Annotated in this window: 18 protein-coding genes; 10 read left to right on the forward strand and 8 right to left on the reverse strand. The window is 39.1% G+C overall.

Features of this window, described 5'->3' with window-relative positions:
- Nucleotides 1–12 precede the first annotated feature (12 nt).
- From Arg41_RS02590 to nusB, 4 genes are read left to right on the forward strand one after another with little or no spacing between them, the layout of a single operon-like run.
- The gene (locus Arg41_RS02590; protein WP_092490450.1) at nucleotides 13–657 is read left to right on the forward strand and encodes a riboflavin synthase; all 645 of its coding nucleotides are present in this window, start codon (nucleotides 13–15) and stop codon (nucleotides 655–657) included.
- Nucleotides 657–1,673, forward strand: a complete 1,017-nt coding sequence (gene ribB, locus Arg41_RS02595; RefSeq protein WP_092342260.1) for a 3,4-dihydroxy-2-butanone-4-phosphate synthase — start codon at nucleotides 657–659, stop codon at nucleotides 1,671–1,673. Before Arg41_RS02590 ends, ribB begins: the two co-directional genes overlap by 1 nt.
- Nucleotides 1,645–2,187 (forward strand): 6,7-dimethyl-8-ribityllumazine synthase, encoded by a 543-nt coding sequence (gene ribH / locus Arg41_RS02600; protein WP_092342262.1) that lies wholly within the window; start codon nucleotides 1,645–1,647, stop codon nucleotides 2,185–2,187. Before ribB ends, ribH begins: the two co-directional genes overlap by 29 nt.
- A 10-nt stretch (nucleotides 2,188–2,197) precedes the next feature.
- Nucleotides 2,198–2,671 carry a transcription antitermination factor NusB gene (nusB, locus tag Arg41_RS02605; protein WP_092490451.1) on the forward strand — a complete coding sequence of 158 codons (474 nt, stop codon included), beginning with the start codon at nucleotides 2,198–2,200 and terminating at the stop codon, nucleotides 2,669–2,671.
- 11 nt (nucleotides 2,672–2,682) lie between these two features.
- Here the strand turns inward: nusB and ffh are convergent, their stop codons facing one another.
- Together ffh and Arg41_RS02615 are read right to left on the reverse strand one after the other, a co-directional pair.
- Nucleotides 2,683–4,029 carry a signal recognition particle protein gene (gene ffh / locus Arg41_RS02610; RefSeq protein WP_092342266.1) on the reverse strand — a complete coding sequence of 449 codons (1,347 nt, stop codon included), beginning with the start codon at nucleotides 4,027–4,029 and terminating at the stop codon, nucleotides 2,683–2,685.
- A 35-nt stretch (nucleotides 4,030–4,064) separates the two neighbouring features.
- A complete protein-coding gene (locus tag Arg41_RS02615) occupies nucleotides 4,065–5,204 on the reverse strand; it encodes a class I SAM-dependent methyltransferase (protein WP_092342268.1) in 1,140 nt (379 codons plus the stop codon).
- A gap of 23 nt (nucleotides 5,205–5,227) precedes the next feature.
- Between Arg41_RS02615 and ttcA the strand changes: the two genes are divergently transcribed.
- The 6 genes from ttcA to Arg41_RS02645 are packed head-to-tail and all read left to right on the forward strand — an operon-like array spanning nucleotide 5,228 to nucleotide 12,816.
- A complete protein-coding gene (ttcA, locus tag Arg41_RS02620; protein ID WP_092342270.1) occupies nucleotides 5,228–6,085 on the forward strand; it encodes a tRNA 2-thiocytidine(32) synthetase TtcA in 858 nt (285 codons plus the stop codon).
- A 25-nt stretch (nucleotides 6,086–6,110) separates the two neighbouring features.
- Nucleotides 6,111–7,286, forward strand: coding sequence for an efflux RND transporter periplasmic adaptor subunit (locus Arg41_RS02625; protein ID WP_092342272.1), 1,176 nt, complete (start codon nucleotides 6,111–6,113; stop codon nucleotides 7,284–7,286).
- Between the two features lie 2 nt (nucleotides 7,287–7,288).
- Entirely contained in the window at nucleotides 7,289–10,402 is a 3,114-nt protein-coding gene (locus Arg41_RS02630) for an efflux RND transporter permease subunit (RefSeq protein WP_092342275.1), read from the forward strand.
- An 18-nt stretch (nucleotides 10,403–10,420) separates the two neighbouring features.
- The gene (locus Arg41_RS02635) at nucleotides 10,421–11,080 is read left to right on the forward strand and encodes a protein-L-isoaspartate O-methyltransferase family protein (RefSeq protein WP_092342277.1); all 660 of its coding nucleotides are present in this window, start codon (nucleotides 10,421–10,423) and stop codon (nucleotides 11,078–11,080) included.
- Nucleotides 11,081–11,095: 15 nt separating this feature from the next.
- A complete protein-coding gene (locus Arg41_RS02640) occupies nucleotides 11,096–11,422 on the forward strand; it encodes a rhodanese-like domain-containing protein (RefSeq protein WP_092342279.1) in 327 nt (108 codons plus the stop codon).
- Nucleotides 11,419–12,816: a TolC family protein gene (locus Arg41_RS02645; RefSeq protein ID WP_092486822.1), complete on the forward strand. Its 1,398-nt coding sequence runs from the start codon at nucleotides 11,419–11,421 to the stop codon at nucleotides 12,814–12,816. Before Arg41_RS02640 ends, Arg41_RS02645 begins: the two co-directional genes overlap by 4 nt.
- Before the next feature lie 26 nt (nucleotides 12,817–12,842).
- Here Arg41_RS02645 and Arg41_RS02650 read toward each other — a convergent pair whose 3' ends face one another.
- The 6 genes from Arg41_RS02650 to Arg41_RS02675 form a co-directional block, all read right to left on the reverse strand.
- A complete protein-coding gene (locus Arg41_RS02650) occupies nucleotides 12,843–13,616 on the reverse strand; it encodes a hypothetical protein (RefSeq protein ID WP_092342283.1) in 774 nt (257 codons plus the stop codon).
- A gap of 1,851 nt (nucleotides 13,617–15,467) precedes the next feature.
- Nucleotides 15,468–15,977, reverse strand: coding sequence for a hypothetical protein (locus Arg41_RS02655; RefSeq protein ID WP_092342285.1), 510 nt, complete (start codon nucleotides 15,975–15,977; stop codon nucleotides 15,468–15,470).
- A gap of 887 nt (nucleotides 15,978–16,864) precedes the next feature.
- The gene (locus Arg41_RS02660) at nucleotides 16,865–17,410 is read right to left on the reverse strand and encodes a hypothetical protein (protein ID WP_092490452.1); all 546 of its coding nucleotides are present in this window, start codon (nucleotides 17,408–17,410) and stop codon (nucleotides 16,865–16,867) included.
- Between the two features lie 305 nt (nucleotides 17,411–17,715).
- Entirely contained in the window at nucleotides 17,716–18,309 is a 594-nt protein-coding gene (locus Arg41_RS02665) for a hypothetical protein (RefSeq protein WP_092342290.1), read from the reverse strand.
- Nucleotides 18,310–18,506: 197 nt separating this feature from the next.
- Nucleotides 18,507–18,950 carry a hypothetical protein gene (locus Arg41_RS02670; RefSeq protein ID WP_092490453.1) on the reverse strand — a complete coding sequence of 148 codons (444 nt, stop codon included), beginning with the start codon at nucleotides 18,948–18,950 and terminating at the stop codon, nucleotides 18,507–18,509.
- Between the two features lie 246 nt (nucleotides 18,951–19,196).
- Nucleotides 19,197–19,787, reverse strand: coding sequence for a hypothetical protein (locus Arg41_RS02675; RefSeq protein WP_092342294.1), 591 nt, complete (start codon nucleotides 19,785–19,787; stop codon nucleotides 19,197–19,199).
- Nucleotides 19,788–20,035: the final 248 nt, after the last annotated feature.

Here is a 20,035-nt window from a genome sequence, read left to right on the forward strand (position 1 = left end):
TGAGGGGTGTCTATGTTTACCGGTATAATATCCGGGGTTGGACGTGTGATTAGTGTTTGTCCAAAATCCTCAGGGGCTTCTGTATTCGTTGAATTATGCCGGGATCGTAGCTCCGGTTTTGATCTTTCCCTTGTTTCTGTCGGGGATAGTGTGTGTGTTTCTGGTGTTTGTTTGACCGTTGTTTCTGTTACAGATGCTGGCTGTGGTTTTGATGTGTCAGCGGAGACTTTGTCGTGCACCTGCTTACTTGATGTGACCGGAGCGTTGGTTAATTTGGAAACCTCGTTGAGGCCCTCTTCGCTTGTAGGGGGGCATTTTGTTTATGGCCATGTCGATTGCGTTGGTAAGATAGTTGTGTGGCGCTCCGTTTGTGACTCCCAAGAAATGGTTGTTTCAATCCCCCCTTTATTTGCACCTTACATTGCTAGGAAGTGTTCCATTGCTGTCGATGGAATCAGTTTGACTGTGAATGGTGTTGAGGATGGTGTTGAGGATGTACGTTTCAGTGTAAACTTGATTCCTCATACTCTTTCTCATACAACGTCATCTAATTTTGATCTCTCTACGTCTGTTAATGTAGAAGTTGATATGATGGCTAGGTATGCCTCGCGTTGTGCTGAGGTATTTTTGAACTGTTCAAGAAATAACGGTGTTTGATGCCAGTTTCTTCTATTCAGGAAGTTCTGTCTGATTTTTCTGCAGGAAAGATGGTCATCATAGTGGACGATATGTTCCGCGAAAATGAGGGTGATCTTGTTGTTGCAGCAGACTATGTTACTCCTGAAATAATTAATTTTATGGCTACTTATGGTAAGGGTTTGATTTGTATGCCTTTATCTGCCAGTATTTGTGATCGATTGAATTTTTATCCTATGGTTGAGACAGCTCCCCGGGGGCTGACTGCTTTTACTGTGACTATAGATGCAGCAGAGGGAATTACTACCGGAGTGTCTGCTTATGATAGAGCAATAACTGCGTCTAAGGTTGTCGATGTCAATGCCGTTCCGGAGGACTTTAGACGCCCCGGACATATGTTTCCGTTGCGTGCTCATAGAGGTGGCGTTCTTATGCGTTCGGGACATACTGAGGCAAGTGTTGATTTGTGTTGCGCTGCTGGATTGACTTCCGCGGCGGTTATTTGTGAAATCCTAAATGATGATGGCTCCATGTCTAGGTTGCCTGAACTGGAGGAGCTTTCAAGTTTTCATGGCCTTAAAATAGGATTTGTTGAAGATTTGGTGGATTTTAGATTAAAAAATGAGGAAATTTTGTGTTTTGCTGGAGAGATTTCTCTGGGAGATGGTATTTGTGTAAGACAGTATAGCGATGAAGTTGATGGGTGTGTCTGGTGCCTGGTATATCGAGATTTCCAGAAGTCTAATTCTTTGACTATTGATAAGAATTTCTTTGGGGAAATTTTTTGTGATGGTGATGTTCGTGGCACTATTGTAAATTGCATGAAAAATTCTTCTCCAGAGCCAGGAATGGTTGGTGTTTTTCGTTTGATTGTTGCTGTAAAAGGTGGTTTGGCCTTTAAGGATTTAGTGATGATGTCATCCTTTCAGGTTGTTTTTAAGAGAACAGTTACTGCTTTGTCTTTTATTGCTACTGATATTGGGACTGTTGCTCCATGTTTGTCTATTGATGACTGGAAATCGTGCTTCGGTTTTTGATGAATTTAACTTGATTCTTGCTTTTTGCTGGAGGTTTATGTCGGAGCGTAATTTTATTCGCGCTGAGGTTCCGTTTGATGTTTCTGATCTTAATTTGGTTGTCGGCGTGGTTACCAGTCGCTTCAATTCTGATATTACTTTGCCACTTAGAGATAAGTGTGTAGATAGACTGCTCTCTAGAGGTGTTTCGACATCCTGCCTGGTTCATGCCGATGTTCCCGGATCGCTGGAGATTTCTTATGCCCTTTCATTGATCGCTGCTCGTCAATTTCCTCTAGATGTTATGGTGGCTATAGGGTGCGTTATTCGTGGAGATACTTTTCATTTTGATGTTGTAGCTATGCAGAGTTCTTCTTCTATTTACCGTGTCCAGGAAGCTCAGGGAGTTCCTGTTGTGAATGGCATTTTGACTACTGATAACTTTCAGCAGGCTTCCGATAGAATTTCCCGTGGTGATGATTTTGCTGATTGTGCCATAGAAATGGCTTTTCTTCGTCGCTTCTTTAGTTCTTAGGTACAGACTTATGTCAGAATCGTCGTCGACTGCTGCTCCAAGACCAAGGAAACCAGGATTGTCCGGTAGGTCTCGTTCACGGGTGTGCGTGATGAAGTGCTTTTATCAGTACTTTCTAGGTGAGGATTCTTTTAAGGGAAATTATTCTGATCTGAGGAGCTTTTTGGATAGTGATATTGATTATTTGAGATGTAATAAGGACTACTTTGAAGTTTTGTTTTCAGGTGTTTGTGATCACCTAGAAAAAATTTTGGAATGCCTGATCAAATATCTTGATCGGCCCGTGTCTTCTGTTACACCAATAGAGATTTCCATATTGGTCGTGTCAGTCTTTGAGCTCTTATATGAAAGAAATGTTCCTGCTCCGGTAGTGATAAATGAAGGCATAGAATTGGCAAAGGTTTATGGCGGTACCGATGGCTACAAGTACGTCAATAACGTACTGGACAAAGTCTTTTCAGATGTGAAGGCCGGTCTAATGTAGCAAATTTACGCTTATCTGTTGAATTTTTTTATTCCCCCCATAAGCCTCTCTAGTCCATTTTCTCCTCCTTTTTTGATTTGTTTGAATACCTTTTGCGTTTTCTCAAACTGGGACAAGAGTTTGTTTACTTCTTGGACTGTGGTTCCTGCACCGGATGCAATTCTCCTTTTTCTGGATGATTTTAATATTTCCGGTGTTTTTCGTTCTTGTGCTGTCATGGAATCAATGATTCCCAAGGATATTTTGACAGTTTTGGCCGTTTGCGGGATTTGTTGCGCCGCTATAGAGGATATTTCTTTGGGGAGTTTATCAATAAACCCAGGAACAGAACTTATGGTTCGTATTTGCTCTAGCTGAGCACGAAAATCTGTCATGTCAAACCTTTTCTTAGATTTTTTGGGTGTGTTTTTTTTCTCCAGGCGACTTTTTTCTGCTTTGCGCGCGTATTCAACAAGAGAGACTACATCACCCATCCCAAGAATGCGGGAAGCCATTCTCTCTGGATAAAATTCTTCCAATCCGTCTAATTTTTCCGAAGTCCCGCAAAACTTTATAGGAACACCAACCGTATCCCATACCGATAAAGCCGCTCCCCCTCTGGTATCTCCATCCAATTTTGTGACGATAGCTCCTGTAATTTTTACTGCTTCCTTAAAGGCGAGAGATGTGCTAACTGCATCCTGACCTAACATGCTGTCAATCACAATAAACGTTTCGACCGGTGAAAGAATTTCTTCTAGCTCGGTTAGTTCATTGAGCATAGGTTTATCTACGGAAGTTCTTCCTGCTGTATCGAAAATTATCAGATCGTATGCTTTTTTATTCGCGTGAGTAAGCGCAGATCTTGCTATATTTTGCGGTGATTTTTCTGAAGATTCATAGAAATCTACAGAAAGCTGTTCTGCTAAAATTCTTAACTGATCTATTGCTGCCGGTCGATAAACGTCTCCACTCGAAATTAGAACTTTCTTCTTGCTTGAGTCCTGGATAAATTTTGCTAATTTTCCTGCTGTGGTGGTTTTTCCAGAGCCTTGGAGCCCAGTAAGAAGGACGGTTGCCGGAGGCGGTGCGTTAAGATTAAGTTCAGATTTTGCACTTCCAAAAAGGTCTGTGAGCTCCTTATGTACTATGCCGATGAAGGCTTGGGCAGGAGTCAAACTGGAAATTACGCGCTCACCAATGGACTTCGTCTTGACACTGTCTATAAATTTTTTCAGTGTAACTAAGGAAACGTCGGCGTCCACCAATGCTACCCGAACCTCGCGGAGAGCATCTTCTATGTTTTTTTCTGATATTTTGGCCTGGCCACTCAGAGTTTTATGGATCTCGTGAAAACGGGAAATAAGTTGGTCAAACATGATTTGCAACCCCCTAGATGATTTGGGAACCTATCCTACAGTCTATATGATCTATCTCCAGCTGAAAATGATGGGAGGTCAAGGTCCAAATTTTTTTCCCATGTTATTATTTTAAATAACTCACCCATTTCATGGGGGCTGGTTAAAATTTGCAGGCATTGTGCGTCTTTTGGGTTATTTATGCTGAAGATGTTAGCGCTAGATTGCAACAAATTTACTAGAAATTGACCTTGGGATATGTATCCGCATAGGGTTAATCCTAGTCGGTGTGCTGTTTGTGCAAGTAAGGAAAAATTTACATGACAAGAGATGTCTTGTGATCCTACGTTGGCAAGCAAGTTGTCGTGTGCAAGATGTTGGTGATGGCACATTAAGGTTCCACGTGAACGTGAGGGCATGTAGTAAACAGATGCCTCAAAACCGTAATCTATCAACTGTAGTATGCCCTTATCTAGGTGTTCGGCGACTTTTTCAAAAAATAACTGTGCTTGAGGGTGGATTTCACTTTCGTAAGGCAAGCTTTCCTGTTCTTTTAGGTAGGCGTGTATTTCATTTGCTTGTTGTTGCAGCAGTTTATCAGGACCTGAGTGATCTAGTAGACGCCATTTGAACACAAGTTGGTTGTTATGGTCGATTGTAATGCCGGAACGCCATATCTGATCATTTGTCCACCTAAGTAGTTCGCAGGGAATAGCATCAATGATTTCATTGCCAAAAATTATGCCCTGCGAGCAAGATGGGGGGAGAGAGTCTATCCATTTTATTTGTGACGCCATATTATTACTCAGTCGGTTTTTTATGTTTTTTTCCTGTATGTTTTTTAGATGAGGTGATATTTCATATATCTTGTAGTTTCTCAGAGGGATTCCTCTACGTTCTATTTCACTGCAAATTGTGCAGGCAAGTGATCCATCTCCAGCACCTAGTTCTGTGATGTCGCAGGTTTCACTGCGAAGAAGGGGTTCCCATTGAGTTATTAGTGCTTGGCCTAGATGACAGGATAGAGTTGGAGCAGTGAAAAAATCCCCTGTTTTTCCGAATGGTTGGATAGTTTGGGAGTTGTAGTACCCCAATCCATTCTCATAAAGTGCCATTTCCATGAAAGTGGAAAAAGGTATCCAAATATCGGAATTGTTTTTGATGGTCGATATTATCTTTTTAACCAAAGGATTCATGAGATTAAATTAGAAGAGGTGGTATGAGTGAATTATTATGTAAGCAAAAACGAGAGCATATTAAACTTGAAAAAAGAATTCGTCGCCAGATCGGACAGGCGATAAATGACTTTTCCATGATCGAAAACGGTGATCGTGTCATGGTATGTCTTTCAGGAGGAAAAGACAGCTACACTTTGCTCGATATTCTGTTGAAGCTTTCTCATATATCACCTATCAAATTCGATATTATAGCTGTAAATGTTGATCAAGGTCATCCAGGTTTTCCAAAAGATACTTTGCCTAACTATGTTGCTTCCCTGGGAGTGCCTTTTCACTGTGAGTACCAGAACACACTTGATGTTGTTAATCGTGTCCTACGACCACAAGATACTAAATGCTCACTGTGTTCGCGATTGCGTAGAGGTATCTTGTACCGCTTAGCAGATGAGCTGGAAGTTAATAAAATCGCTCTCGGGCATCATCGGGATGACATTATAGAAACCTTTTTTCTGAATCTTTTTTTTGGAGGGGCATTGAAAGCTATGCCTCCAAGGTTAGTGTCTGATGATGGGTCACATGTTGTTATTCGACCGTTGGCTTACGTGGCAGAAGAGGATACTATCCGCTGGTCTGAGCACCGGAAATTTCCGATCATTCCATGTAATTTGTGTGGTAGTCAGGAAAATATGCAGCGAGCACAAATTAAGTCTATGCTTTCTCTATGGAGGAGTAAGCATCCAGGACGGATACAGACTATTTTTAGAAGCCTGTTCAAAATAGTGCCGTCACATTTGCTGGATCTAAGATTAGCTGAGTATGAAAATTTGCGATCGTCTGACCACGTTATCTGTAATGATTCATCAGATGTGCCCGTAAGTCCTATACAATGGGTGCTGTGATAGCAAGCGTTGGCGAGCCGTTATTATGCAACATGGGGTGATATATAGTCTGCTGTACGTAGTTCGACGACTTAGGGTTGTTCCTTTTGCGTTACCCCTTCTGTTTATGGCGTCCTGTGTTTCCGATGAGGCACATAAAGTTAATCATGAGCTCAGGCCAGGGTACAGTACGGAGTATCCAGTTGAATTCCTCAGGGATGATTTGGATTATGTCGATTATCGTGACGTAGGCGATTATATCCCAGTTATTGGTTCAATCATATCATCTAATAAAATAGATCTTTCTACTGAGCAACCAGGGACCCTGTTCAAAGTGGTTTTTAAAAAGGGAGATTTTGTACATAAGGGAAGTTTGCTAGCATCACTGGATAAGGGAGTGTTGCTTCATAAGCGAGATCAGGCGAGTAGTCAGTATGACGTTGGTGTTTCCATGCTTAGTCTTGCCCAAAAGGACTTTTTCAACTCTCAACAATTGCATCAGAAGGGTTTTGTTTCTGATTTGGAATTTGAAACAGCTAAAGCTGGTTTGCAACAGAAAAAAGCACAATTAGCCCTCTATAAAGCCCAGTATGAGGAGATAATAGATCAATTGAAAGATGCGGATTTATACTCCCCTATTACTGGTTACGTATCAGAGGCGTACGTTAATACTGGTCAGAGCGTGGTAGCAGGTCAGAAACTGTGTTCTCTCTTGGATCTTAGTCATCTCGAAGCTAGTTTGATGATTCCTACCGAGAAAATTTTGCATGTTCATGTCAAAACACCAGTGAAATTATTTGTGGGGGATCAGAAAGTTCCCATCAATTCATTCGTTTCTAGGATATCACCAGAATCTAGCGCTGATTCTCATACATTTATAGTGTTTTCTCCTGTGCCGAACCAAAATGATGTATTTAAGGTTGGTATGTTTGTAAAGGGATTTTTGGTAACATCTGTTCACCGCAAAGTGATAGCTGTTCCTGAAGCCGCGATCCGTGAAGATTCAAACCGAAAATTTGTTTATTTGATTCGTGACAATAAGATAATTAAGCAATACGTTGATGTTGGGCTTATAGATAAAGTTTATGGATATTTTGAGGTTTTGTCTGGACTACGCAAAGGCGATACGATAGTTATGAAGAATTTCGGTTCTTTGGCCCAAGGAACTCACGTAAAAGTTGTGGACCTTATTAAAAATCAAACAGACCAAAGCGTGAGATAGCTGTGTTAATAACCAGAGTTAGTGTTAGCAATCACGTTTTTGCAACCATGATGATGATTGCCCTGATGATTTTGGGTTTGTTCTCTCTTTCAAGATTGCCAGTGCAGCAGTACCCAAATATTAATTTTCCAGTTGTTTCCGTAAAAACACTGTTTCCTGGTGCTTCGCCTGAAGTTGTGGAATCAGAGGTTTCTGAGCGCATAGAAAAGGCGGTTAATACCGTCTCTGGATTAAAAGAGATTTTTTCTCATTCGTATCCCGGAGTATCAATTGTAACCGCAACTTTTTCTTTGGGGACGGATGTAAATTTGGCGGCTAACGATGTGCGTGAAAAGGTAGCTTCTGCTCGTACCTTTTTTTCTAGTGAAGTTAAAACACCTGAGGTTTCTAGGTTTAATCTAAACAGTACCCCAATTGCTACTATTGCTATTCGTTCTGATTCAAGATCTGTGGAGTACCTGACTGAGCTTGCAGATAAAGTCATTATTCCTCAATTGCAGACAATCAAGGGTGTCGGTATGGTTGAGCCCCTTGGAGAGCAGCAAAAACAAATTGTAGTTTCAGTAAAGCCCGAGTTGTTGACGTCGTTTGGTGTTGGCGTGGAAAGTCTTTTGAGTGTAATAAGTTCAGATAATCGTGATCTACCAGTGGGATCTTTTATAACTACCGGAGGTCGTGAGCCTAGTGTTGAGGTTAAGAATCACGCAGTAAACCCACTAGATTTTGAATCATTCTACATTACTAAGGGAGTTCAACTTCGTGATGTTGCAACTGTTTCTACTGGTCAGCAGGAGTTGCAAAGTTTGGCCTTGATGAATGCTAAACCAGTTATTGGTTTGGAGGTAGTAAAAACAGATGATGCGAATCTTATTGCGACGGCTAATCGCATCCGTAAGACTGTCGATCAAATTAACAGAAAATTATCTGGTGATGTCAAACTGGAAGTAATACGTGATTCATCGAGAATTGTTAATGTTGCAGTGGATAATTTTGTTCGTACCATTCTTGAAGGTGTAGTTCTGACGATTTTGACGGTATTTTTATTTTTGGGGTCGTGGCGCTCCACTGTAATTACAGGGCTCACATTGCCTATAACCTTGCTTAGCTCTTTTACCATTATGTATATAATGGATTTCTCTATTAATTTTTTGACTCTAATGGCACTATCTCTTAGCGTGGGTTTTTTAATAGACGATGCTATTGTAGTTCGCGAAAATATTGTTCGTCACCTTGAAATGGGTAAAAACCCAGTTAAGGCAGCTTTAGAGGGAACGGAAGAAATAGGATTGGCAGTGATTGCGACCACACTTACAGTTGTTGCCGTTTTCCTTCCGGTAGGGTTTATGGGTGGAATAATCGGGCAGTTTTTCAAAGAGTTTGGTATAACGGTTGCATTTATTGTAATGGTTTCATTGTTCGTTAGTTTTACCTTGGATCCTATGATGTCATCTATATGGCATGATCCGGATGTAGGTAGTGGATCTTCTTCCAACGTTTTTCTTGCACCTATAGTTAGCACGATTAATGGCGTACAAAAAGCACTAAGTTTTCTATATGTAGGCATAGTTAGGTGGTGTCTTAATCATCGTCTTATAGTAGTGGCTTTTTCTGTTCTTGTTCTAATTTTTAGCGTTTACACGGTTCGATTTTTAGGTGTTGATTTTATTCCCGACGGAGATTACAGCGAAATAGTGATAGATTTTCAAGTGACGCCTGGATCGTCTATAGATGTTACCGCTGAAAAATCTAAACAGATAAACGGTATTTTGTATTCTTTTTCGGAAGTTAATCAAATTCTTACTACTATTAATTCTCAGTCATCTAGTAGGCGAGGTAAAACAATAGGACGGGTTTATGTTCAATTGATTCCTGATAATCAGAGACTACGGTCCGTATCCGACCTAGTCCCTGTAATCCGTGATAAATTGTCACGAATAGGGGGAATTAAAATAAACTCCGTGGGAGTTCAGGGTGCTACAGGCGAGAGAAAACCGATAGAAATTAGCATATTGGGGGACAACTATGATGAGCTTAATCGATTGGCGAGTATCTTGCTAGAAAAAATGCATGTGTCAAACTTCTTTACCGATCCTAATATTAGTTCAGCCTCTGTTCAACCAACTATTGAGTTGCAGGTTGATACCGATAAAGCTAGGAGTATGGGTTTGAGCGTATCCTATTTGGCAAATGTGCTGAGGATTCTAGTCGGCGGAGATACATCCGAGTCCTGGCAATCACCGGATGGTACCAGATATACCGTGTTGTTGCGTATTGCGTCTGGTGATTTGAGGTCAGTTCATGATATGTCACATCTTTATATTGCTGTGCCTAACAATGATCCTACAATTAAGAGCAGGAAAAGTTTGGTTCCCATATCAGAGTTAGTGTCCATAAAGGAAACCTTGACCAGTAATGTGCGCGAACATATCAATTTGATGAAGGCAGTTAAAATTACTACCGGTGTTAAGCTTGGTCAAAGTTTGAGTGAAGCAACAAAATTTGTTGACTCCCTAATAAAGAAACTGCCAATACCAAATAGCTATCAAGTAGTAATTACTGGTAATAGTGAAGATATGCAAGAGTCTTTCCATTATGCCAAGGAAGCTTTGTTACTTGCTGTGGCTTTTATTTATATGATCCTTGCTTCCCAGTTTCGCAGTTTTTTGGATCCGGTTATCATTATGACGGCATTGCCATTTTCAATTATCGGTGTAGTGGGAGCATTAATCCTTTTTAGATCTTCGTTTAATTTATTTTCTATGATAGGAACCATCATGTTGATGGGATTGGTTACAAAGAATGGAATCTTGTTAGTAGATTTCGCAAACCAGTCTACTCGCAAGGGGACCTCTGCCTATGATGCTGTATTATCCGCAGCCTTTGTTCGTCTTCGTCCTATTCTTATGACTACAGTTTCTATTGTTGCTGGTATGATACCCGCTGCATTTAGTGTAGGGGAGGGATCGGAATCCAGCGCTCCTATGGCTCAGGCGGTTGCCGGTGGTGTTGTGACTTCCTCAATACTAACTCTTATTGTTGTGCCAGTTGTATATACACTGTTAGATGATTTAAAGCGGTATTTTGGTTTTTACCCACGAGATAAAGTGGATGTGTGATGATCTTAAGGGATAGGTATGGATTTTGATGTTCTTCGAGAGACTATGTTTGATACACAGTTGCGAACCTGGTCTGTTTCCAATGAAAAAGTTTTTGATATTTTGCGGGAAGTTAAGCGGGAGAATTTTGTTTCCACGGAATGTAAGAATCAGGCTTTGTTTGATGTTGAGTTACCTTTGCTAGACACGGGGGAAATAATGTTTTCTCCTAAAGTAGAGGCCAGATTGTTGAGCGTCCTATGTGATAGGGCGGCCAGTTCGTCGTCCGTTGTCATAGGTTCTGGTAGTGGTTATTTCGCTGCTTTGTTGTCCCGTATTTCAACTAGTGTATATTGTTTGGAGATTCATGGTAGATTAGCATCTTTCTCCAGGAGTAATTTTGCTAACTCAGGTATAGATAATGTTGATGTCATGACTGGTGATGCTTTTTTGCACGATTTTTCATCAAGAAAATTTGATACGATTGTTATTTGTGGTTCTGTTCCTAAAGTTTCCGATAAATTTTTTTCCATTGCAGCTTCGTGTACTTATATTGTTGGATTTGAAGGTGTATTTCCTGCTGTAACTGCCGTTTGCTATAGTCGTGATGGAGTTGATAACCGCTGGGATAAGTCTGCGCTTTTTGATTACTACGTACCGCCACTTATTGATCCCGACCGGGACTTATTCGAGTTCTAGCTTATTTTGGTGTATATGAAGCAATTATTACCTAGGCAGCTCAAAAATTGGTTGGATGATCCCAATGTTGAGAAGCCGATTTTGATCGATATCCGTTCCGCAGAGGAGTTTGAGCTGTGCTCGATTCCAAATTCTATCTCTGTTCCTGATGACAGTATTTATGATTTCTACCACTCTCTAGATCCCTATTTGCCAATGGTGGTTGTTTGTCACGGGTTTGACCGTAGCGTGTCAGTGGCGCTCTTTTTGGAAAGGAAAGGGTTTTTAAACGTTTCCGTTCTAATTGGTGGAATTGATGCCTGGGCTATGAGAGTTGATCAAACTATGCCACGATACAAATGAGTAATAAGAGGATATCTTTAGGCGAGTTAGCGAGGAAAAATATGCTTCTGGGATGCCGGTTTGGTGTTTGGTGTTTTTTGGGTTTGTGTTATTTGGCACCTCAGTCTCTTATGGCTATGACACTTTATGAGGCTTATCATTTGTCTAGGAGTAGGGATCCTTCGTACCTTTCTGCTCAGGCAAATCGAAAGGTGGCTGATGCTTTGGTTAGACAGTCTTTGTCTGGGTATATGCCATCAGTTGTTGCAGTTGCAGAGGTGAATAGTAGTTACCCCTCTCCTCCTGTTGCGCCAGTTTCAGCTCAGGAGCCTTTGCCTAAAAAATGGTACACCGATGACGCATTTTCTATTTCTGCTAAAGAATCCTTGTTCGACGCAAAGGTGTCGAAAGCTGTAAGTTCAGCTCGTCTGCGTGCTCAGGCGTATGCCTATAAGGTACAAGGATCAGAATATGATTTGGTTACGCGTCTCGTAGATGCATATTTTTCTGTACTTGGTGCACATGAGAAATTGGAAAGTCTTTCCGCTCGTCGTAGAGTTATTCTTGAGCAAATGCGTCAAGCTCAAAAGCGATTTGAGGCAGGGTCAGCTACTATTGCAGATGTGCAGTATAGTCAGGCCCAATATTCTTTATCCACCGCTGATATAGTGTCTGCTCAGGCAGTTGAGAGATCGTCTCAGGCTGCTTTGCGCATTTTTGTGGGACAAGAATTTGATAAAATTGATTCTCTATCACTTGATGATTTGGGGCCTTTGAGTATAAAGGCTATCAATTATCCCTTGGCTTACTGGACTTCTACCGCTCGTTTGAAGTCCCCATTAATACGCTCTCAAGAATTGCTCTTGATGGCGGCAAAGAATGATATAAGTCTACAAAAGGCCGGTCATTTTCCTACATTGGAAGTAACAGTATCCTCCAGATATGATAGTGTTGGCCTAACTTCTGCCGGAGTTGGTGAGTCACAACCTGATATGTTTGTTGGTGTAAAGGTTACCCTTCCCTTGTTTTTAGGGGGATCTATAGCAGCAAAAGTTGATGAGTATATCCATAAGTCAGTTGCTGTGTATGAGGATTATAGAAAAACGTATAATCAGGTTAGCTTGATGACAGAGCAGAGCTATCTAAATTTCAGAAATGGTCTAAACCATATTAACGCATTGAAAACAGCCATGGCGTCAGCAAGGACTTCACTGTCTGCTAACCAACTTGGGTATCGCACTGGAACAAGAATCTTACTAGATGTTCTGACAGCTGAGAACCAAGTTTATAACCTAAGTTCTCAATTGGTAGATGAAATTATTTCTACTCTCAAGGCGTACATAAACCTGAAAATTTACGCTGGTGTATTCTCAGATGAAGATCTGAAATTTGTTGATTCTTGCTTAGTTGACTAGACACTAAGATTTGTGGTGCATCCGACTCATTTTCTACCTCTAGAGCTATGCTGTGGGGTTGTGCAGTAAATGGTTGTATGAAATATAAGTGCCATTACTCCTACGGATATATTTAAAGCTAGTAAAACGTAACTGACATATTTTTGATCCTGGCTAGGATAACATAATAAGGGATATCCTAAGAATGTAATTACAGAGATAATAGATATTACCCACATGTTGACTTTAGCATGACAAAGATTGGCCTCACGTATCTTGTTGTAATATCTAGGTTCTCGGATTATATCATATTCTTCAGCAATAATAGTTTCTTTTTCTGCAAGTTCTTCTGTAACTCTTTCTTCGTCAGATGTGCGTTTTGATCTTGATGCGTTTAGAACATATTTTGTTCCAGTAGCAGCCAGTGCACATTTTGCTCTAGTGGTGGCAAGCATGTATCTTGCTTCGGTGGCGGTTAACTCGTATCTTTCTTTGACCATATTTAGCACATTTTTCGTTTTAGTGGATGCTATAGCAACTTTTTCTTTAGCAGATTGAAGCATACATTCTGATTTAGTGGGTACCACGGTAGGAGATTCCTCTAGTAATGAATCTGGCACTTCGACCAATGTTTCTTGCGCGCATACAGTAATTTTTCCTAATCTTTCGTAGCAAACGGCACTGCATACTTTTCTCAAAGGAGGAGTGGTATTTTTTTCAACTGTGCTGGATGACACCAAAGACAGCACAGTATCTTCCGTTGTTTCGTTATATGCACAAACTTCTGTTGATTCTATGCATTTGGAACTTTTTGCTACCATGGAGGTACTCCTCTAATTTTGTAAAGCTATGCTCTTAACGCCGTAACATAGAGTAATTCGCAGCGATAATTGTAGCATCTGATAACAGTTTAATATAAGCAGATGTACACGTGCAGTACGTTATTGTTTTTAATATTTGGTACACAATATATTATTAACATATATTTTATTGTGATCTCAATAGTTAATTCCTGTGTTGTTAAACATGCATTTCACATAACCGTATTTTCTAGCAAGTACCTTTATGGTCTTGATTATACTAAATTGTATGAATTTTGGCAGCTGTTAGGAAGCTGTTAGTATATGACTTAATATGATTTAAAAGTGCAATTTTATTTGAAAGGTAGGAATTATTGATTTCATATCAATGGTTAAAAGAGTAATGGTATGCGTGACTCAGAGTATCTTAATTTTCATAACTAACATCGATCCATATATAGTATGTTAATAATGTAAGTGTACGATAATTGATGTTTTAGTCATGTTTGATCTCAGCAGGATTAAGATTTATTTTATATAGCTAGAGCTCGCAAGATTCAGATTTTGGCTGATCTTAGGTTATTCAGTAACAAGATTTTTTCTTCGTCAGGTGCTATCGCTAATTTGCAACTTTTGCTTTAGTTGCGTCTATTTTGATCTTTTGGTTTACTTATTTTTTAATATAAAGAAGTCTAAGCTTTGTCTTCTTGCTCACATACAGTAATTTTATCTGATTTTTCTTGACTATACCTCGGTATTTTTTTCTTAGTGTAGGGGTTGTCTTTTCTATTAATTCAGATGATGAAATATTAATTCCTTACCTGTACAAATTTCTACTCACTCTGTGCAATTAGAACTCTTTACCATTACTTATTTGACTCCATGTTACTAAGCACTGCGATACACATTAATTTGCTGTTTGAATTGTGCTGCCTAATAATAATTTAAGGTAATCAGATATATGTTTCGTCCTGTATGTAAACGGGAGTATTATCTAGGGCTATTTTAGGGAGAAGAGTTGAAATTTATAGGTTGTTAGTTTGTTCAGTAATTATTTATTCACTTTCCTTTGTTTCATTTATATATAAATAGGGCTGCAAGACACAGAAGTCTGCAAGACACAGAAAAGTAATCCCCGTGATAAAATCAAAGCCAATATTACTGTTCTACAAAATTTATTTTCCGAGCAACCTGTATAAAAAACACCAGAAAGTGTACACAGAATGGCAGTGATGTAACGCAGCTACAAGATTTAACGTACCTGCGGTTGATTTTGTAGAGATGAGCATTTCTTCGACATAGGGGTGCCTTCAGCATCATCGTTAGTTATGCTTGTTTGTGAGAATAGGGAAACAGTAATGATTCAACTGCTGTGACTGTGCTTTCGTTTGGCCCCTATTATCAACGATTTTGTCCAACTCTGGGGTAATGCAGCAACTGAGATACTTGATATTATCATAGAATTATTTCTGATAAATACCTGTTTGCATAGACTAACACCATGCGGATATGGAGGTAGGTAAGGATAGTTTCTCAAAATTAGTTCTGACCCATATTTAGTAGTCCTACTCTTTTTATTGTTTTATCATCAAAAAGCAAGGCGTATTTGTGCCAATGGTAATTTATCAAAAGGGTGGTAACCATGGAGCATGAACTAGTGGGATGATTTTTTATTCAGAGTTTAGTTTTTCTGCTGCATTATTTTGGTTTTCTTCAATAGGGATTTTCTCCCGTTAATAGTTTATAGTTAAGCAGTACGGTAGTTTGCTGCGGGGTTATGTTTTCCTTAGGTGTATGATGGTACTCCTAGTTTTATAAGGTGCTCGAATGCTTTGATCATTGTTCTTTGTTGTTTTCTTTAATGCTTGTGTTTTATGCATGGTTGACCAGAATGTTGAAGTCACTTATATCAAATCTTTCTAAGCAATAAAAATATATTTGGAATATGGAGGAAAGGACTAATCCGAAGAAAATGGAAATGAAAACCATTCCTTTGTGTTCTTCTGTTTGACAATAAGGGTACACTGCTATTATAGCTAAAGAGATGTATAACATTGTGCATAAAAGAATGATACTTCGGTATCTGAGGAATTTAATAGCATTCTTGTTTCTACGTGCTGTGTTGTACTCTAGGTCTGCAATGGTACGGTGTTCATTATGGAGTTCTGATCTGTCGATATTTATTGTTCGGGTAGTAAATGCAGATGGTATAATATTTTCATTCGATTCTTCCTTCCATTCCTGCATCTGAGTTTCTTCCAGCTCGCCGTGATAAAGGATAATACTTTCATCTTCAGAGCGATCGTCGATTTCACTTTGTATGTAGTCTATGCTCCCTAACATGTCGTAGTTAACAGCAACGCAGTTATTTTCCGATATCATAAATTTATGTTCCTAGCCCAAATATACGTGTTCGTAATTGTAACCACAATTAAATGGTAGAGATTCATAATTTATCAGTTAGTTAATAATAATTGCTCAATTATTACTACGGAAAAAGATGATATTCGGGTAAAAGTATACTCTTTTACCCCCGAGCATAAATTTTGCAATTACTCAAATCTAATAGATTTGTTTGCTGATATTTATATTACATTTTCATTTTTTATCTTACCAAGAAAAAGTTGGCGAGCAGATACGATATGCTATTATTACAACCATGGCTATATGATTTATAAACCTTGATGATTGTTCCGCTATATCGATGCATTGAAGGTTGTTTTAAGGTACCCTGTTTATTTAGTTACTAACGAATTTTATATATGCAGTAGCAAATAGTTGATCAGCAAAGTTGTGTTTCTACCGTCAATTTATATATTGTGCAGGGTAGAGTGATATTATTATTAAGGTAGTAGTCGGTGTTCTATGGATACGGTACTTCGGTTAGTGTTTATTTTTTATGGTTAGACTTTTCTTTTTGGCACACGCAGTTTTGATTGCGGATGTTTGGTGCAGCAGCAACCTGTATTCAATGTACTATCATGGGAGGTAGTGACTTCCAGTGAGAAACATTGGATTTATGCTTTTTTGTTCTGCTTTGCTACTTACTGCCTGAGGGCTAGGTTTCATACAAATTAGTAGAGATTCTTATATGCGCACCTGTTTATTACTGCTTGAGTTAACTTGTTGTTTTGCTTAGTTACATACTGAAGAGTTATAGGAGGAGGAAGGTTAAATATGGCTAAGTTTTACTTAGGTATTGTTTTCTCTTATTAGATTGTGAGCCGAACCTATAAATTACGCTGAGGTTTTTGTATAAAGTTTGATGTTTATCTCATCTGAATTTGGAGGAGCTTTATTTCAGATTTTTCTGAGAAGAACAGGTAGGTGTGAAATAAAAAACAGATTGGCAATACCGTTGAAAAAATGAAACGCAATGCTATATTTTCACATTTCCCAGATTCTTTTTCTGATCCACAGATAAAGTGCTCAGCGATTATTGATGCAGATATCAATAAAATTGTCCAAAAAATGGTACGAAAATGGCGTCTAAGGTAGTAACGTCTGAGGGTGTTTTTATTTAACCTAACTTGATCCTCAGCAAAGTGTTCTTCTCTGGGGGCATTGACGACTAACGAGGGTCTCCTGCTCCTAGGTAGTTCTTCTTCTGTCTCATTGATTCCACGTAGTGCGGGGCAATCCACAGCCATGTGTCTGCTATTTAGTAGGGGTTCAGTTTTACTCTGGTTTGATGTTATTGGGAGCAATAACGAAGATGCAAGCTCAGTTTCAAGAGGCACTTCCTTTCCTTGAAGTGTATCCATCTCGATTAATGTGCTGCAACCAGCTTCGATACAGTTATTCTCTGCTATCATAATTTTTTGTATTCCATGTTATGACTCGATAATCTACAAACAGAATCTATTTTATCAACAAATTATGGCTTAATATAAGTAAATCTGTATCGGCAGGTAAGGTGTTATTTTTCCTACATCACTTTTTGTGTTGACGAAAAAAGGCCAAGACGAAGAAACTCAACAACGGTCATTAGGTTATTATTTTTACGATCTCATTAGTAATTGTCTGAAGTTGTGTTTTGCTTTCATATGTGGGTTAAATTACTTCACCCGTATCACAATTATAAACTCTACTGTAATTAAAAAAGCAACTTAACTGTGTGTTACAAATTTTGTTGATTGCGAGCTCTTTCACGTCTCCGTCTTCTATTTCTTTCTGAGAAATGTAAGTATATATTAAATAAAAACATAACTGGTAATGATGAGCAAACTAAACTGAACATCATGTTGTCACACTCTTTTGCCTTTGTTCCTTTCGCGAGGCAAACTGGTTTTATAACGAGTACAACGAAAAATATGAACATAAGTGCAGATAAAAAGACACATCGATGATACATGACGATGGAATTGGGAATGCATTCCCAGTTTTCGCTAGGTTCATATACGTCATATTCAAAGAGAGACCCCTCTTCGCTGGGTAAGGCAGGAACCATTTCCTCCTGCAGGGGTAATATAGGTACAATCTCTGTTTCAGGTAGTTTCCTTGATTCTTCGGTTGTGCTACAACTGACAGCTGCGTCTGGTGTGTGGCCCTGAACATTTCTGCTGGCGGTAAGTGCGGTTGAAAGAAAAGGACGCATCGTTTGGTGGCTAGTCTCTGGTTCTTCGATTTCACAAGGTACAATTTCTTCTAATTCGCAGCAGTCGATGGCAGCGCATCCATTATTTGTTAGTGCAAATTTATTATCCCCAACCATTGCATATATATCCCTGTATACACATAAAACCTACGGCCTCATTATGTAGGAGGTTGATAGTTTAGTCTAAGTAACTTTGCATGTGCAGGTATGTAATTATTGTTTATGTTGCAATTGATACTATGGCTTACCCAGTTGGTGGCTATTACTGCCCGACTTTAAGTTCATACAGTGTGGCAAGATAACCGGACGGCAAACTATCCTTCGAGTTTTTTTCTTTCACCTCCTCCCGGGATGCGCAAGCCAATTTGTACAAGGAACAAAAAAAGCAATGCTGACAAGACAGAACCAAAAATTACTCTTCCGCATTCAGGTAGTTTGGAATCTTTCCCATAGCAAAACGGATGTATGATAACCGCTATTACAAATGCGTACAATGTTACTGTCAAGTAAACTAGGCAGCAATATCCGAAGTAGCAATTTCTACCTCTACCTTCAGGTATGCTGTTTTCCGATACTACGGCACAGTTAGAGTCTGCGGCTGCATGATTTTTGTCGGCTAGGATTTCTTTATTTACAGGAATCGCTCCTGGCGGTTGAGGGGATAGCATTATGGTTTCCGCTGACACTTCTTCTTCTTCTTCCACAATCAAGTCCAAGGCGTTGGGACTAATAACCACGCAGCCATTTCCTACCAACATAAATCTGTGTTCCCAATTTTTAATATATGCACTTATTCTACTACAATTTGATAAAATTCACGTGAATTCCGTCAGATAATGATCTTGTATAATCTGAATAATTTATTATATTTACATATATTATTCATCGTGGTTTGTGGTTGACGACAATTTTAGGGTCATATGAGTCTATTTAGACATAAGTAACAGGACGGATAATCATAGGTAACTCAAATTCAATAGTACGGTTTACGTTAATTTTACTTTTTAATCTTCTTCTAATCGTCTCCTTTGAATTGATTCTAAGCCACATAATGCAATTTGCACGAAGAATAGAAATGATAACAGTGAAAAAATTGAACCGAACATTACCTTCCAACAATGAGCAGCTTCTGAATTTTCTTCATTGCTACATTTTGGGTACACCAAAATCATTGTAAAGAATAAAGACAGTATCATGAGCAGGTAAACCATCCTTCGGTATGTATGGCAGTGACGAGCATTTCTATATATGGGGGTCAATCTTTCTCGAGAAATTCCTTCTTCATACACGAGTTCTCTGGCTGCATGCATTGCATTTGTGCGGTTTGTTCTGACGGAATCAAGGGATGTAGGCGATAAAGTTGTTTGTACAGCTTCAACTTTTGTTTCTTCCTTTTCTTCGACATTGTCTAATATTTCACAGTTATAAACAGCGCTATCTTTTTGTTGAGGATCGGAATCATTCGAGGCAAGTTGGCCTAACGACGACGAGATCATTCTAGATTCATCTACTACATCTACTACTGTTTCTTCAATGTCTTCAACGATGGTGTTGGGTAAATCACTAATGTCAATGCATCCATTTCCTATTGCCATAAACCCACCTTTCCCAGAGTATACCACTGTTAAATCCATCATGTTGAGAAAGAAAGGTATTATGACTAGGAAAAATAAAGGTCTCCATATTTAAGAAATGAAATAAATTATAGGAGCATAGGTTAGTATAATTAATATAAGATCAAATTCGTATTGACCGACTTAGTAGTTGATATTTCTCGACAGAACATGACCGGTATTTTTTTGAAGATTATTTGGTAGTAATTTGGTAGTAATAAAATTTATGA

This window comes from Candidatus Ichthyocystis hellenicum, assembly GCF_001460935.1.
GTDB lineage: Bacteria > Pseudomonadota > Gammaproteobacteria > Burkholderiales > 2013Ark19i > Ichthyocystis > Ichthyocystis hellenicum.

Bases quoted from the DNA above. Each gene is read 5' to 3' on its own strand.
- Arg41_RS02645 (WP_092486822.1), top strand. From the start codon at position 11,419: ATGAGTAATAAGAGGATATCTTTAGGCGAGTTAGCGAGGAAAAATATG.
- ribB (WP_092342260.1), top strand. From the start codon at position 657: ATGCCAGTTTCTTCTATTCAGGAAGTTCTGTCTGATTTTTCTGCAGGA.
- Arg41_RS02675 (WP_092342294.1), bottom strand. From the start codon at position 19,787: ATGGCAATAGGAAATGGATGCATTGACATTAGTGATTTACCCAACACC.
- ttcA (WP_092342270.1), top strand. From the start codon at position 5,228: ATGAGTGAATTATTATGTAAGCAAAAACGAGAGCATATTAAACTTGAA.
- Arg41_RS02615 (WP_092342268.1), bottom strand. From the start codon at position 5,204: ATGAATCCTTTGGTTAAAAAGATAATATCGACCATCAAAAACAATTCC.
- Arg41_RS02625 (WP_092342272.1), top strand. From the start codon at position 6,111: ATGCAACATGGGGTGATATATAGTCTGCTGTACGTAGTTCGACGACTT.
- Arg41_RS02655 (WP_092342285.1), bottom strand. From the start codon at position 15,977: ATGATATCGGAAAATAACTGCGTTGCTGTTAACTACGACATGTTAGGG.
- Arg41_RS02650 (WP_092342283.1), bottom strand. From the start codon at position 13,616: ATGGTAGCAAAAAGTTCCAAATGCATAGAATCAACAGAAGTTTGTGCA.
- Arg41_RS02665 (WP_092342290.1), bottom strand. From the start codon at position 18,309: ATGGTTGGGGATAATAAATTTGCACTAACAAATAATGGATGCGCTGCC.
- Arg41_RS02670 (WP_092490453.1), bottom strand. From the start codon at position 18,950: ATGTTGGTAGGAAATGGCTGCGTGGTTATTAGTCCCAACGCCTTGGAC.
- Arg41_RS02635 (WP_092342277.1), top strand. From the start codon at position 10,421: ATGGATTTTGATGTTCTTCGAGAGACTATGTTTGATACACAGTTGCGA.
- ffh (WP_092342266.1), bottom strand. From the start codon at position 4,029: ATGTTTGACCAACTTATTTCCCGTTTTCACGAGATCCATAAAACTCTG.
- ribH (WP_092342262.1), top strand. From the start codon at position 1,645: ATGACTGGAAATCGTGCTTCGGTTTTTGATGAATTTAACTTGATTCTT.
- Arg41_RS02590 (WP_092490450.1), top strand. From the start codon at position 13: ATGTTTACCGGTATAATATCCGGGGTTGGACGTGTGATTAGTGTTTGT.
- Arg41_RS02660 (WP_092490452.1), bottom strand. From the start codon at position 17,410: ATGATAGCAGAGAATAACTGTATCGAAGCTGGTTGCAGCACATTAATC.
- nusB (WP_092490451.1), top strand. From the start codon at position 2,198: ATGTCAGAATCGTCGTCGACTGCTGCTCCAAGACCAAGGAAACCAGGA.
- Arg41_RS02640 (WP_092342279.1), top strand. From the start codon at position 11,096: ATGAAGCAATTATTACCTAGGCAGCTCAAAAATTGGTTGGATGATCCC.